The sequence below is a fragment of the Bradyrhizobium sp. SZCCHNR1017 genome, from assembly GCF_032381375.1.
Taxonomy (GTDB): domain Bacteria; phylum Pseudomonadota; class Alphaproteobacteria; order Rhizobiales; family Xanthobacteraceae; genus Bradyrhizobium.
The window spans coordinates 310481-324461 of sequence record NZ_JAUHIR010000005.1; the positions used below are offsets into that span (position 1 = coordinate 310481).

A 13981-nucleotide genomic window follows, 5' to 3' on the forward strand; every position below is an offset into this window, starting at 1 on the left:
ATGCATGTGACGCGTGACTTCTCCCACTACGTCAAGGATCTCGGCGCCGGCCTGAAGCACATCGACCTCGCGGTCGAGGGTGTCAGCTGCGCCGGCTGCATGGCCAAGATCGAGCGCGGCCTCTCGGCACTGCCCGACGTGACGCTCGCGCGGGTCAACCTGACCGACCGCCGCGTCGCGCTGGAATGGAAGCAGGGCACGCTCGATCCGGCCAAGTTCATCGACCGCCTCGCCGAACTCGGCTACAAGGCCTATCCGTTCGAGAAGGCAAGCGCCGAGGCCACCGAGGCCGAGGAATCGCGCTTCCTGCTGCGCTGTCTCGGCGTCGCCGCGTTCGCGACCATGAACGTGATGATGCTGTCGATCCCGGTGTGGTCCGGCAATGTCAGCGACATGCTGCCGGAGCAGCGCGACTTCTTCCACTGGCTGTCGGCCGTCATCGCATTGCCGGCCGCGGCCTATGCCGGCCAGCCGTTCTTCCGTTCGGCATGGCGCGCGCTCAAGAGCGGCAACGTCAACATGGACGTGCCGATCTGCATCGGCGTGATCCTGGCGCTGGGCATGTCGGTCGTCGAGACCTTCCACCACGCCGAGCACGCCTATTTCGACGCCGCGATCATGCTGCTGACCTTCCTGCTGGTCGGCCGCTATCTCGACCAGAACATGCGGCGGCGGACTCGCGCGGTCGCCGGCAATCTCGCCGCGCTGAAGGCGGAGACCGCGACCAAGTTCATCGGCCCCGACGAGATTTCGGAGGTACCGGTCGCCGCCGTTCGCGCCGGCGATCTCGTGCTGCTGCGGCCCGGCGAGCGCTGCGCCGTCGACGGCGTCGTGGTTGAGGGCCGCTCCGAGATCGACCAGAGCCTGATCACCGGCGAGACGCTGTACGTGCCGGCCGAGCAGGGCACGGCGGTCTATGCGGGTTCGCTCAACATTTCCGGCACGCTGCGCGTCCGGGTGTCGGCCGCGGCCGAGGGCACCTTGCTCGCCGAGATCACGCGCCTGCTCGACAACGCGCTGCAGGCTCGCTCGCGCTACATGCGCCTCGCCGACCGCGCCTCGCGGCTCTATGCGCCGGTCGTGCACGCAACAGCGGCGCTCACCGTGCTCGGCTGGGTGCTGATGGGCGCGAGCTGGCATGACGCCATCGTCACCGGCATTGCCGTGCTGATCATCACTTGTCCCTGCGCCCTCGGGCTCGCGATTCCCACCGTGCAGACCGTGGCGTCGGGCGCGATGTTCAAGTCCGGCGTGCTGCTCAATGCGGGCGATGCGATCGAGCGCCTCGCCGAGGCCGATCACGTCATCTTCGACAAGACCGGCACCTTGACGCTGCCGGAGCTCGAGGTCGTCAACGCCGCCGACATCCCTGCAGATGTGTTCGCGCTGGCCGGCCAGCTAGCGCTGTCGAGCCATCATCCGGTGGCCGCGGCGGTGGCCCAGGCCGCCAATGCGCGGTCGCCGCTGATGGGCGCGGTCGAGGAGCCGGGCCAGGGTGTCCGCGCCGTCGTCGACGGCGTCGAGATCAGGCTGGGACGTCCAACCTTCTGCGGCGCCGAGGCGCTGGTTGCGCAGACCGGCAGCGTCGATCCCGAGGCCTCGGTGGTGGCCTTCAGCCGCGGCGACAGCAAGTACCTGTTCTCGGTGCGGCAGGGCTTGCGCCCCGACGCCGCCAAGATCGTCGCCGGCCTGCAGCGGCGCGGCATCAAGGTCGAGATCCTCTCGGGCGATCGCGAGGCGGCGGTGGCCGCGGCCGCCAAGGCGCTCGGCATCGGCGAGTGGCGCGCCGGCGTCACGCCGGCCGACAAGATCGCGCGCATCGAGGAGCTGAAGCGCGCGGGCGTCAAGGTCATGATGGTCGGCGACGGCATGAACGACGCGCCGTCGCTCGCCGCCGCGCACGTCTCGATGTCGCCGATCTCGGCCGCGCATCTGAGCCAAGCCACCGCGGATCTCGTCTTCCTCGGTCGTCCCCTGGCGCCGGTGCTGGCCGCGATCGACTACGCGCGCAAGGCGCTGCATCTGATGCGGCAGAATCTGTGGCTCGCAGTCGGCTATAACGCCCTGGCGGTGCCGCTGGCGATCAGCGGCGTCGTCACCCCGCTGATCGCGGCAGCCGCGATGTCCGGCTCGTCGATCATCGTCATGCTGAATGCGCTGCGTGCCCGCAAGGTGGCCGGGGAGGCCGCGTCATGGAAGTGATGATCATTCTCGTCCCGCTCGCTCTGGCGCTCGGCCTTGCCGGCCTGGTCGGCTTTCTCTGGTCGCTGAAGAGCGGCCAGTATGAGGATCTCGAAGGGGCGGCCTGGCGCGCCATCGCCGACGACGATGAGCAGGCCCCGCCGGCTCAGCCCGAGGCCGCGCCGAGCCGGTCCTGAACGCCTGGCAGCGTCATCCGACGCGCCAGGTATCCCGCGACCGCGAGCGCGGCGGCGATGCCTGCCACGCAAGCCGTCCAGCCGAACCGGTCGAACAACTGGCCGAGCACGGCCGTTCCGATGATGCCGCCGGCGAAATAGCTGGCGAGGTAAAGACCGCTTGCAACGCCCTGATCGTGGGCGGCGGTCTTTCCGACGAAACCTGTGGTCACGGCCTGGGCGAAGAACGTGCCCGCTCCGACCAGCACCATGCCGGCGAGCACCGCCCCGAGCTGTGACGACAGCATCAGGACGAGGCCGAGGCCTGCGGTTGCGAGTGCGCCCCAGATCGCGCCCTGTGTGCCAATCCTTGCGACCGTCCGGCCGGCGAGCAGCGTGGTGACGATCGAGGGCAGGAAGACGAAATACACCAGTCCGACCTCCATCATGCCGAGCGACAGCGGCGGTCGCACCAGCACGAAGTTCACGAAGGTGAAGGCGCCGATGAAGGCGAACAGGACGCAGAAGCCGACGCCGAAGGCCGCGCGCAGCCGGCGGTCGCGCAGGTGATCGGCGATGGCCCCGCCGCGCAGCCGCATCGTTCCCTGCGCACGCATGGCCGCGCCTCCGACCGCGAATGCGGCGAGAAGGGCGCCGCAGACATTGAGCGCGGCGAAGACGTAGAAGGTCGGCTTGAGGCCCAGGGCACCGGTGAGACCGGCCGAGAGCAGGCGCCCGACCAGATTGCTGGCGACGTTGCCGGTGATATAGGCCGCGAAGGCGCCGCCGGCCTCGCTGGCGGTGCACTGCTCGCCGAGATAGGCAAGGGTGAGGGCGAACGCCGAGGCCATGCACAGGCCCTGCAGGATGCGCAAGCCTGCGAACACCGTCAGGTCGGGCGCGCTGCCGAGCAAGGCGGTGAAGCCGGCGAGCAGGGCAAGGCTGGCGACGATGCCGATCCGGCGATCGATCAGCGGGCTGAGCAGGCCGATGACCAGGCTCGCGATCGCCATTCCCAGCGTGCAGGCGTTGACGGCAAGCCCCATCTCGGCCGCGCTGACCTGATAGTAGCGCGCGAGGACCGGCAGCATCGCCTGCGCCGCGAACAGATCGACGAGGCTGAAAAAGGCGAGCAGGCCGACCAGGACCGCGCGCCGCGCCGCCCTTCGTGCATTCACATCGGCGGCTCCAATCGGCAACCGTGCGGACAGATCCGTCATGGCAATCTCCTCGGCTCCACAGGCAACGCGGCCGCATCCGGATCGCCTGCCTGAAGGGGGCGATCCGAAGGCGGCTGGCGGAGGCCCGCGATCTACATGTTGTGATCGTGCGGATCCTTGCGAACGTCGCCGACATAGAGGATGACCGTCTCCTTGCCGTCGTTCTTCCACCAATGCGACGTGCCGAACACCTCGGCTCTCAGATCGCCGGCCTTGTGCAGGATCGGCTCGGCGCAGTTGCTGGCATATTCGATGATCTCGCCCTGCTGAACGAAGATCAGCGCCGGGCGATCGTCATGGCTGTGCCACGGCACGATGCCGCCGGGCGCGATGGTCAGCTTGCGGAAGCGCAACTCGCGGTCCTTGATATTGGCGGGCTGCTTGGCGAGATCGATCGCGCCAAGCGTGACGTCGGTAACGCCGACCGCCTTGACGTCGGCTTTCTCACGTACGCCGGCCTTGATCTTGTCGGCCGGACACTCGCCGGCGCGGGCGCCGGACGCCGCGATCACCGTCGTAGCAACGGCCAGGACGAAAGCAGCGCTCAGGCGGCGCGCGCGTGTAGGTGCGATCTGCATCAACATGTCATTGTCTCCTCTGATGGAACAGCGGCCCGCGCCGAGCGGGCATCGCGAGGCGCACCATCGGGGAGCAGGGGACATGATGGAAATGCATCCTTTCTCTGGAGCCGATAGACCGCCGCTATCGATAGGCGGACGCTATCCTCGCGATTGGACAACGGCATTTCTCAAGCAGAGCAGGTCGCGCTTGTAATGCGGACGCCCGATGACGGGCGACAGCATTCATGAGGAGGAGATATCCATGACCCGCCTGTCCAAGACCTTGATCGCCGCGGCCGTGGTCGCGGTCTCTGCCACCGCAGCCATCGCGCAAGGCGGTCTCGATCTCGCGCCCGGCATGGCCTATGTCTACAGCGCCGGCAAGACCAGCATGATGACGATGGCCGCCGGCGACGCCAATCATCGGGCCATGATGCGCCACGCCAGGAAGGTGCCGAACAACACCGTCTTCTTCATGAGCGACGGGCAGCTCTATTCGGCGTCCGGCATGCTCGATCCCACCGGCAATTTCTATCGGCCCTGAGCGCGACGGTCGGGCAGGCCGCCCTTGTGGTCGGCTTGCCCGGGAAACTATCATGGTTGGGGTCCTGAACCTGCCGGAGCTGCTCATGACAGTGCTTTCACCCGCGGATGCCGAGCGGCTCAGACAGGCCTTCCTGCAATGCAGGGAGATGCAGGGCACCCTGCGTCAGCAGCTCGAGGCCTATGCCGCTGCGGGTCGCGAGATCTTTCCGGCCTACGCATCCGCCGTCGACCGCCTGGTGGCGCGGCTCGGAGACAACGGCGGCGGCGAGACTGCGCCGCGGCCCGGTGAGACGATGCCGCCATTCGTCCTGCCCGATGAGGCTGGCCGGCTAGTGAGCCTGCAATCCTGCCTCGTCCGGGGGCCGGTCGCCGTGATGTTCTTCCGCGGCCATTGGTGCCCCTATTGCCGGCTCAACGTTCGCGCGGTGATCAAGGCGCAGGAGCGCATCGACGCCGCGGGCGGCGCGATCGTCGCGATCATGCCGGAGCTGCAGGCGTTCACGCAGCAGTTCAAATCGGACGCCGGCGCCACCTTCCCTGTGTTGACGGACCTCGACAACGGCTATGCCTTGTCGCTCAACCTCGCGATCTGGCTTGGTCGTGAGATCCAGCAACTACTGGCGCACCAGGACCTGGCGAGCTTCCACGGCAATGACGGCTGGGTGTTGCCCATTCCGGCTGCCTTCGTGGTCGGGCGTGACGGTCTCGTAAAGGCGCGTTTCGTCGATCCCGATTTCCGCAAGCGGATGGAAATCGACGATCTGGTCGAAGCGCTTCGCCAGGCCGCGGCTCAGGACAGCTGAGCGAGCCATTCCTGCCAGTTCCTGCCGCGCAGCATGCGCATCACGGTCGAGGCAACCGCCGTGCGTTCACGGCCAGCAACGCCGTAGAGATGAACGGTGCGCCGCACGTCGAGTCCGTCGACGGTGGCCCGATGCAGGGTCTCCGGCAGCGTGGTCGTTTGCGGCACCACACCGATGCCGACTCCGGCTTCCATCAGCGCGATCAGGTCGCGTTCGGAGTGGACATCATGAGTTCGTCCGAGGTCGACGCCGCGTTCGCGGAGCAGCGTGCGCAACCTGTCCGCATGTTCGCAATAGTTGCGGCACAGCAACGCGTCACCGCCCAGATCATCGATCGCGATCGGATCCTGCCCGGCCAGCCGGTGCCGGCTGCTCACGGCGAGCGCGAAGTCCTCCGTGAAGAGAGGCCAGACATCCAGCCGATCCCAGGTCTCGTCGATCTCCGAGGCGATGCCGAGCTCCGCTTCGCCGCTCTTCAGATGCTCTGCGATCATGCGGCTGCTGCCGCGTAGAAACCTGAGCTCGAGCTGGTTGAACTGGCGCTGCAGCTGATCGAGCAGCGGGATCAGCAGCGCAAGGTCGACCGAGTCGGCGAGCGCGATCCGGAGCGTGCCGAGCTCTCCGCTCTTGAAGGACGAGGCGAGGGTTCGCGCGCCAACGGCAGCCTCGTAGCATTGCTTCAGCAGTGGATGCATGCGCTGGCCGAGCTCGGTGAGTTGCGCGGCCGGCCGCTCACGCCGGAACAAGTCGCCACCGAGCTCGGCTTCGAGCTGCTTGATCGCACGCGTCAGCGACGGCTGCGTCACGTTGCATTCCTCGGCCGCGCGCGTGAAGTGCAGCAGCCGGGCAACGGCAAGAAAATACCGAACCTGATGCATTTCCATCGAGGTGCTCCGTTCGATCGGGCTGACGTCCCGGGTGCAATATCCTACCAAGCGGGGCTTGGCACCAGCGATTGCGATAGCGAGCACCTATCGTGTGGCGAGCCAAACGGCATTTCCATTGGTCATGGCGGCCCGGCAATTTGTGCAGGCACGGGGCTCAACTGCTCGGACGAAGGCGACGCCATGGCTGTAGATTCACTGAAAGCCCGATCCACATTACCTCCGTTGTCCGGCAGGGTGGCGGTGATCACCGGCTCGTCCAGCGGCATCGGTCTGGGGATTGCGCAGGCACTTGCCGGTGCCGGGGCGCACGTCATGCTGAACGGCTTCGGAGCTCCCGAGGAGATCGGCCGCATCAGGTCGCAGATCGCTGCGGAGTTCGGTGTTCGCACCGGCTATGCTGCGGCCGACATGACGCAGCCGGAAGCGATCGCGAGCATGATGGCCGGTACCCTGCAGGAATTTGGCCGTATCGACATCCTGGTCAACAACGCCGGCATTCAACACGTCGCGCCGCTCGAGCAGTTTCCCGTCGAAAAGTGGGACGCCATCGTTGCGGTCAATCTCTCGTCGGCGTTCCACACGATGCGGTTGGCACTGCCGTCGATGCGGCGGAATAGCTTCGGTCGCATCATCAACATCGCCTCGGCGCATGGCCTCGTCGCGTCGCCGTTCAAATCGGCCTATGTCGCTGCCAAGCATGGCATCATCGGCTTGACCAAGGTCGCGGCGCTGGAGGCGGCCGAGATCGGCATCACCTGCAATGCGATCTGTCCAGGCTACGTCTACACGCCGCTGGTCGAGGCGCAGATCGACGGACAGGCCAGGGCGCACGGCATCTCCCGCGATCAGGTCATCCGCGATGTCCTGCTGGCGCAACAGCCGAACAAGCGCTTTGCAACGGTGGAGGAGATCGGTGCGCTCGCCGTCTTTCTCGCCAGCGATGCCGCCGCATCGATCACCGGTGTTGCCCTGCCGGTCGATGGTGGTTGGACCGCACATTGACGGTTGGGCGATGTAACAGCGACGGGAAAACTGCGAACAGGACAATGCATCAGGAGGGAGACATGAGGAGGGAGACATGGCCGACGTCGACGACACGATGTGCGCGATGATCGATCGCAGCAGGCTGCCTGGGCAGGTGGTTCTCGTCCTGCAGGGCGGTGGTGCGCTCGGTTCATACCAGGCCGGCGTCTATCAGGCGCTGCACGAGGCTGGTCTGGAGCCGGACTGGGTGATCGGGACATCGATTGGCGCCATCAATGCCGCTCTCATCGCCGGCAGCCCGGTGCAGGAGCGCATGACGCGGCTGCGGGAGTTCTGGAAGCGGATGCACCGGCGGCCAGCCTGGACAGTGCGCACGGCCTTTCCGGATTTCAACGAGCGGCTGTCCTATTGGACGACCGTGACGCATGGGATTCCGGGCTTCTTCCGTCCCAACGCCCTGGCGCATGCCGGGGAGTCCTATCCGCTCGGTGCCGAGCAGGCCGGCTATTACTCGACCGCTCCGCTGCGCGAAACGCTGCAGGAGCTCGTCGACTTCGATCGTCTCAACAATGGCGGTCTACGCCTCACGGTCGGGGCGGCGCATGTCAGGACGAGCCGGATGAGCTATTTCGACAGTCGCGACGAGGTGCTGGATGTCCGCCACATCCTGGCATCGGGCGCGCTGCCTCCCGCGTTTCCGGCAGTTCGCATCGATGGCGAACTGTATTGGGACGGCGGCATCCTGTCGAACACGCCGACCGAGGTCGTGTTCGACGACAATCCGCGAAAGGACTCGCTGATCTTCGCCGTGCATCTGTGGAATCCCGAGGGAGCCGAGCCGACGACCATGGCGGAGGTGTTCAACCGCCACAAGGACGCGCAATATTCGAGCCGGATCTCGAGCCATATCGCGCGCCAGCAGCAGACGCATCGGCTGCGGCATATCATCAATCAGCTTGCGGTTCATTTGCCGGAGTCGGCCCGCAATGATCCGGCGATCCGCGATCTTGTCAGTCACGGTTGCCAGACGCGGATGCATGTCGTCCGGCTGCTGGCCCCGCAACTCGCTCGCGAGAGCCATACCAAGGATATCGATTTCACCGAGCGAGGCATCATCGCGCGCTGGACTGCGGGCTATCAGCACACGCGATCGGTCCTGCAGCGCAGGCCCTGGTCGGGCGAGCACGATCCGCTCTCCGGCGTGGTGTTGCACGATCCCTCGGTCACGCTTGCAGCGGCTGCGGAGTAGAGGGCCCGATGAGCCGAGTCGATCCGATTGGCGCGGTATCGCGGCATTCAGATACCGCTCGGATCAGCTCAGTTTAAGGGATTAGTCGCCATTCGTTCTTAATCATTATGGCGCGGCAGCATCGCCGCGATTCGTGTTTGCCGACCGCGCGGGGACGTCGCCGGAGGCCGCTGCGCCAGCGCGTATCGGCCGACGCGAGCGTGACCGGCCGGGCAGCGATATTTGATTGGGAACGGCCGATGTCCGAGCGCTCGGTGCTGCAGAATGAGACGATCAAGCCGGAGACCGGTGCGGTCAGTCTCAAATGGAAAATTCTTGCCGGCAATCTGCTGACCGGCTTCTTCGCGATGGCCTTCGCCTTTGCGCTCGCATGGAGCGGGTGGGGCGACTTGCGCAAGCGCGAGCGGGCGGAGCAGGTTCTGGACGCCTTCGAGCTGGCACTGAAGGTCAATGCGCAGATCCCGCTCGAGCGCGGCCAGTGGAATCTGCTCGCGGCGGCCGGGTCCGCGTCGGCGGATGATGTCGCCAAGCTCGACAAGGCCATCGCCACGACGGACGAGTCGCTGGCACGGGCCAAGGCCGCCGCGCAAGTTGCGGGCCTGCCGACCACCAACATCGATGCCGCAGCGACGACACTGCGTGGCGTCCGTTCGGCGGCGCGCAACGCTGTACCGCTTCCGGCCGCGCAACGTCCGGCGAACATCCAGGCGACGACCACGGATGGCCTCGGTCGGGCGGCCGAGTCCCTGAATGCCGCCATCGACGAGACCGCGATCGAGCTGTCGGGGGCCGGCGGCGAGGTCGAGAACCTGTTGCCTTCGGCCCAGCTTGCGCAGCTGTCGCAATCGATGCGCACGATCAACGGCGCGCGCTCCGCCGTGCTGCGCTTCTTCATCCAGAACGTCAGCTGGACCCCGGCGCGTCTTGCCGAGGTGACCGAGCAGAGCGGACAGGTGACCCTGCTGTGGCAGCAGATCGAGCTCGCGGCGCGCAGCGTTCGCAATACGCCGGAGGTGTCCGCCGCGCTGGAGCACGTGCGCACGACCCTGATGGGTGCTGGCGAACAGCGCTACCGTCAGATCGTCACGGCGGGGCGCGACGGACAGCCGTCGCCGGTCACGGCTGAGGAATGGGGCCGCTGGACCACGCCGATGCTGAACAACGTCATCGTGCTGCGCGATGCGGCGCTGAAGTCCGCGCATCAGGCCATCGATCAGGCGATCGGCGCGGCGCGGCTGCGGCTGTTCATCGCGCTCGGCGTTCTGCTGCTGGTGGCGATCGTGTCGGTCGCCGTGGTCATCGGCGTCGTCCGCGGCGTCATCGGCCCGCTGGTCGGACTGACCGGCGTGACCCTGCGCCTCGCCAATGGCGAGCTGAGCGCCGATATTCCGAACGAGTCCCGCAAGGACGAGATCGGCGCGATGGCGCGCGCCCTGAAGATCTTCAAGGACGCGCTGATCGCCAAGAAGGCCTCGGACGAGGCCGCGCAGCGCGACGCGCAGGCGCAGATCGATCGGGCCCAGCGGCTGGATGCGCTGACGCGCAACTTCGAGTCGACGATTGCCGACATCGTCAACACCGTGTCGTCGGCGGCCTCGGGCCTCGAGACGTCGGCGGACATGCTGACAAACACCGCTAGCCGCTCGCAGGAGCTCAGCACGGTGGTGGCGGCTGCGTCGGAGGAAGCGTCCGCCAACGTTCAGTCGGTCGCCTCCGCCACCGAGGAGCTCTCCTCGTCGGTGACCGAGATCAGCCGTCAGGTCCAGGCGTCGGCCCGCATGGCCGGCGACGCCGTGCAGCAGGTGCGCCAGACCAATGGGCGCGTCGCCGAGTTGTCGCAGGCCGCAGCCCGCATCGGCGACGTCGTCGAGCTCATCAACAGCATTGCCGGACAGACCAATCTCCTCGCACTCAACGCCACCATCGAGGCGGCGCGCGCCGGCGACGCCGGCCGCGGTTTCGCGGTGGTTGCGACCGAGGTGAAGGCGCTCGCGGAACAGACGGCGAAGGCGACCGAGGAGATCTCACAGCAGATCTCGGGCGTGCAGGCCGCGACGCAGGAATCGGTGAATTCGATCCAGGCGATCAGCTCGACGATCGAGCGGCTTGCCGAGATCGGAGCAGCCATTGCGGCGGCGGTCGAAGAGCAGGGCGCGGCAACGCAGGAAATCTCGCGCAACGTGCAGCAGGCCGCCCACGGCACCCAGCAGGTCTCGTCCAACATCACGGACGTGCAGCGCGGCGCCTCGCAGACCGGCTCGGCCTCCGCCGAGGTGCTGTCGTCGGCCAAGTCGCTGGCTGGAGATTCCAACCGCCTCAAGCGGGAGGTCGGCAGCTTCCTGGAAGCGGTCCGCGCAGCGTAAGAAGCCAGCCTTTCAAGCGGGCTACGACGCCAGCATCTTCCGGTACAGTGCGTTGTAGCAGGCGGCCGACAGGTTCCAGCTGAATGAGCGTGCCATCGCCGACAGCCGCATCTCGTTCAGCCGTTCGGTGCTGGTGAACGCCGAAAACGCGCGCTTAACCCCGCCGAGGAAGGATTCCGCCGACGGCTTCTCGAACAGGAATCCGGTCTCGCCATCTGTGATGGTCTCGGCGAGGCCGCCGGTCTGGTGGCCGATCGGCAGCGAGCCGAAGCGCTGGGCATACATCTGGCTCAGGCCGCATGGCTCGAAGCGCGACGGCATCAGGGTGAAGTCGCTGCCGGCGAAGATGCGCCGCGCCTGTGCATCGTTGAAGCCGATGGCGACCCCGATCGCGTCCGGCCGGCGGCGGTGGGCCTCCATCAGCGCGCGCTCGATGGCGGGCTCGCCGGTGCCGGTGACCACGATCTGGCCGCCGGCGCCGACGATCTCATCGGCGGCTTCCAGCACCAGGTCGATGCCTTTCTGATGGACGAGGCGCGCGACGATGCCGAACATCGGACCGCGCGACACGGCGAGGCCGAACTGCTTGCGGACGTAGTCGGCGTTGGCCTTCTTGCCCTTCCAGTCGCCCGCGGCGAAGGGCTGCGCCAGCTGCTGGCAGTAGCGGGGATCCCAGCTCTCGTCGATGCCGTTGAGAATGCCGGTCAGCTCATCGGCATTGGAGCGCTGCCGGAGCAGGCCCTCCAGCCCGCAGCCGAGCTCGGGCGTCGTGATCTCCTGGGCATAGGTCGAGCTGACCGTGGTGAGATGCGACGCATAGATCAGACCGCCCTTGAGAAAGGACAGTTTGTCGTAGAACTCCAGACCGTCGATGTGGAACGAGGATTCGGGGGCGCCGATCCGGCGCAGCGACTCGCGCGGGAACAGGCCCTGATAGGCGAGGTTGTGGATGGTCAGGATCGACGGTACGTCGACCCCGCGCCACGCCAGATAGGCCGGCACCAATGCGGCCTGCCAATCATTGGCGTGGACCAGATCGGCTGCCCAGTTCTTGTCCAGCGTGCCCGCCGCCAACTCGGCGGCGGCGGCGGCGAGACGGCCGAAGCGGATGTCGTTGTCCGCCCAGTCCTGCCCGCTTTCGTCGCCATAGGGGTTGCCCGGCCGGTCGTAGAGCTCGTCGCAGAGCAGGACGTAGACCGGCAGGCCGTCGCGGGTCGACGACCGCCCCAGGGCGCAGCCCGGCATCTCTGCCAGGGGCGCGCAGTGGCCGACGATCTCGATGTGAGTGAGTTGCTCGATCACGTCCCGGTAGCCGGGCAGCATGATCCTGACATCGGTGTGTGAGCGCAGCGCCCGGGGAAGTGCCGCCGAAACGGCAGCCAGTCCGCCCACCCGGACGAAATCGTCCATTTCGGTCGTAACGAACAGAACCCGCAAGAGATGTCCTCGATCAAGCCCCATGTTCGTCCTATGCAAGAAAAGGTCCAAATTCAGTCATGAAGAAAGGCGCTGCCGCACCGCGGCGGGACGCCAAACGCTTTCGACATCGAATGGTTCGATCTAGAAACGACCTGCACAACGATCGATGGCTTACGCTTTGTGAATCCGCGACGGCAAAGCGGACCTTCGGCCTCGGTGCCGAGCGAGAAGAGTTCAAACCAGGGAGCTGCCAGGGTGAGTCTAGTGGGAAACGATGAGAGCCGTTTGACAGGATGTTTCGAGGGACTGCGCGTCCTCGACTTCTCGACCACCATCGCCGGCCCGCACTGTGCCCGCATGCTTGCCGATATGGGAGCGGAGGTGATCAAGATCGAGTCAGTCGAAGGTGAAACCATGCGCACCCGGCCTCCGATGCGTCATGGCTGCTCTACCGCTTTCGGTCAGCTCAACGTCGGCAAGAAGAGCGTCGTGCTCGACCTCAAGTCGCGCGACGGTGTCGCCGCGGTGCGTCGGCTGGTCGCATCGGCCGATATCCTGGTTGAGAACTTCCGCCCTGGAGTGATGCAGCGGCTCGGGCTGGACTATGCGGCCTTGAGCGCGCTGAATCCGCGGCTGATCTACTGCTCGATCTCGGGCTACGGCCAGACTGGCCCATCGGCGGAACTCCCGGCCTACGCCCCGGTGATCCATGCGGCTTCGGGCTACGACATGGCGCATCTCGCCTACCAGCCGGGGCGCAGCCGACCCGATTATTGCGGCATCTACCATGCCGACGTCGTCACCGGGACCTACGCGTTCGGCGCCATCGCCTCCGCTCTGTATCAGCGCGAACGCAACGGGCGCGGCCAGCACATCGACTGCTCGATGCTGGAATCGATGCTGAGCCTGACACTGAACGAGATCCAATGGTCGCAATTTCCCGTCGCGCAGCCGTCGCGGCCGACCTTCGGCCCGGCGGAGTGTCGCGACGGCTATGTGATGATCGCCATCGCCAGCGAGAAGACGTTCCAGAACCTGATGACCGCGATCGGCCATCCGGACTGGGTCGATGATCCCAGATTCGCAAAATATTCCGACCGGCGGGCAAACTGGGGGGCGCTGATGGATGGCGTGGAAGCCTGGTCGCGCCGGCTCACCGTCGCCCAATGCCTGGAGGCATTGAATGCGGGCGGCGTGCCAAGTTCGGCCTACCGCAGCGTGGCCGATGCGCTGGCTGATCCGCAGATCGCGCATCGCGGCGCGCTGGCCGATGTGGAGGATGCAGCCGGCAGCTTCAAGGTCGTCAACCTGCCGTTTCGGATGTCGGAAGCGAAGGTTGCGGCCGGCCCGCGGGCCGCAAGCCTCGGAGAGCACACCGTGGAAATCCTGCGGGGGGCTGGCGTAGGCGACGCTGCAAAACCTTGAGCTCGCTGAGGCAAAACGCTGCAGGGCTGCCATGACCGCAGGCGCTGCGCGCAGCCTTGCCGCTCCTCGCGTTTCCAGCCAATGTCGCGATATCGCAAGAACAGTCCGGACCAGCCGGACGCGCTCATGCCGGGGAGGAGGTCCAAGGCGACGTTGCCGCGCGCAGCC

General features: G+C 66.5%; 12 protein-coding genes. 8 read left to right on the plus strand and 4 right to left on the minus strand.

Going from position 1 to position 13981, the window contains the following annotated elements:
* A complete protein-coding gene (locus tag QW863_RS15930) occupies nucleotides 1-2202 on the plus strand; it encodes a cation-translocating P-type ATPase (RefSeq protein ID WP_315715706.1) in 2202 nt (733 codons plus the stop codon).
* Nucleotides 2193-2378, plus strand: coding sequence for a cbb3-type cytochrome oxidase assembly protein CcoS (gene ccoS / locus QW863_RS15935; RefSeq protein WP_315715707.1), 186 nt, complete (start codon nucleotides 2193-2195; stop codon nucleotides 2376-2378). Before QW863_RS15930 ends, ccoS begins: the two co-directional genes overlap by 10 nt.
* Here the strand turns inward: ccoS and QW863_RS15940 are convergent.
* Together QW863_RS15940 and QW863_RS15945 are read right to left on the minus strand one after the other, a co-directional pair.
* The gene (locus QW863_RS15940) at nucleotides 2348-3577 is read right to left on the minus strand and encodes an MFS transporter (RefSeq protein ID WP_315715709.1); all 1230 of its coding nucleotides are present in this window, start codon (nucleotides 3575-3577) and stop codon (nucleotides 2348-2350) included. The genes ccoS and QW863_RS15940 overlap by 31 nt on opposite strands.
* Before the next feature lie 92 nt (nucleotides 3578-3669).
* A complete protein-coding gene (locus QW863_RS15945) occupies nucleotides 3670-4155 on the minus strand; it encodes a cupin domain-containing protein (protein WP_409977935.1) in 486 nt (161 codons plus the stop codon).
* Between the two features lie 244 nt (nucleotides 4156-4399).
* Between QW863_RS15945 and QW863_RS15950 the strand changes: the two genes are divergently transcribed.
* Both QW863_RS15950 and QW863_RS15955 read left to right on the plus strand, forming a co-directional pair.
* Nucleotides 4400-4681: a hypothetical protein gene (locus QW863_RS15950; RefSeq protein ID WP_315715711.1), complete on the plus strand. Its 282-nt coding sequence runs from the start codon at nucleotides 4400-4402 to the stop codon at nucleotides 4679-4681.
* 85 nt (nucleotides 4682-4766) lie between these two features.
* The gene (locus QW863_RS15955) at nucleotides 4767-5486 is read left to right on the plus strand and encodes a peroxiredoxin-like family protein (protein WP_315715712.1); all 720 of its coding nucleotides are present in this window, start codon (nucleotides 4767-4769) and stop codon (nucleotides 5484-5486) included.
* Here the strand turns inward: QW863_RS15955 and QW863_RS15960 are convergent.
* Nucleotides 5474-6370, minus strand: a complete 897-nt coding sequence (locus QW863_RS15960) for a LysR family transcriptional regulator (protein WP_315715713.1) — start codon at nucleotides 6368-6370, stop codon at nucleotides 5474-5476. The genes QW863_RS15955 and QW863_RS15960 overlap by 13 nt on opposite strands.
* Nucleotides 6371-6553: 183 nt before the next feature.
* On the opposite strand from QW863_RS15960, the gene QW863_RS15965 reads away from it, so the two are divergent.
* From QW863_RS15965 to QW863_RS15975, 3 genes are all read left to right on the plus strand, one after another.
* On the plus strand, nucleotides 6554-7375 hold the full coding sequence (locus QW863_RS15965) for a 3-hydroxybutyrate dehydrogenase (RefSeq protein ID WP_315715714.1): 822 nt from the start codon (nucleotides 6554-6556) through the stop codon (nucleotides 7373-7375).
* A 76-nt stretch (nucleotides 7376-7451) separates the two neighbouring features.
* The gene (locus tag QW863_RS15970) at nucleotides 7452-8606 is read left to right on the plus strand and encodes a patatin-like phospholipase family protein (RefSeq protein WP_315715715.1); all 1155 of its coding nucleotides are present in this window, start codon (nucleotides 7452-7454) and stop codon (nucleotides 8604-8606) included.
* A 239-nt stretch (nucleotides 8607-8845) separates the two neighbouring features.
* Nucleotides 8846-10969, plus strand: a complete 2124-nt coding sequence (locus QW863_RS15975) for a HAMP domain-containing methyl-accepting chemotaxis protein (protein WP_315715716.1) — start codon at nucleotides 8846-8848, stop codon at nucleotides 10967-10969.
* Nucleotides 10970-10990: 21 nt separating this feature from the next.
* Here the strand turns inward: QW863_RS15975 and glgA are convergent, their stop codons facing one another.
* Entirely contained in the window at nucleotides 10991-12406 is a 1416-nt protein-coding gene (gene glgA, locus QW863_RS15980; RefSeq protein ID WP_315715717.1) for a glycogen synthase GlgA, read from the minus strand.
* Between the two features lie 339 nt (nucleotides 12407-12745).
* Between glgA and QW863_RS15985 the strand changes: the two genes are divergently transcribed.
* Complete coding sequence (locus tag QW863_RS15985; RefSeq protein WP_409977934.1) at nucleotides 12746-13813, plus strand: CaiB/BaiF CoA transferase family protein; 1068 nt, start codon at nucleotides 12746-12748, stop codon at nucleotides 13811-13813.
* Nucleotides 13814-13981 lie beyond the last annotated feature (168 nt).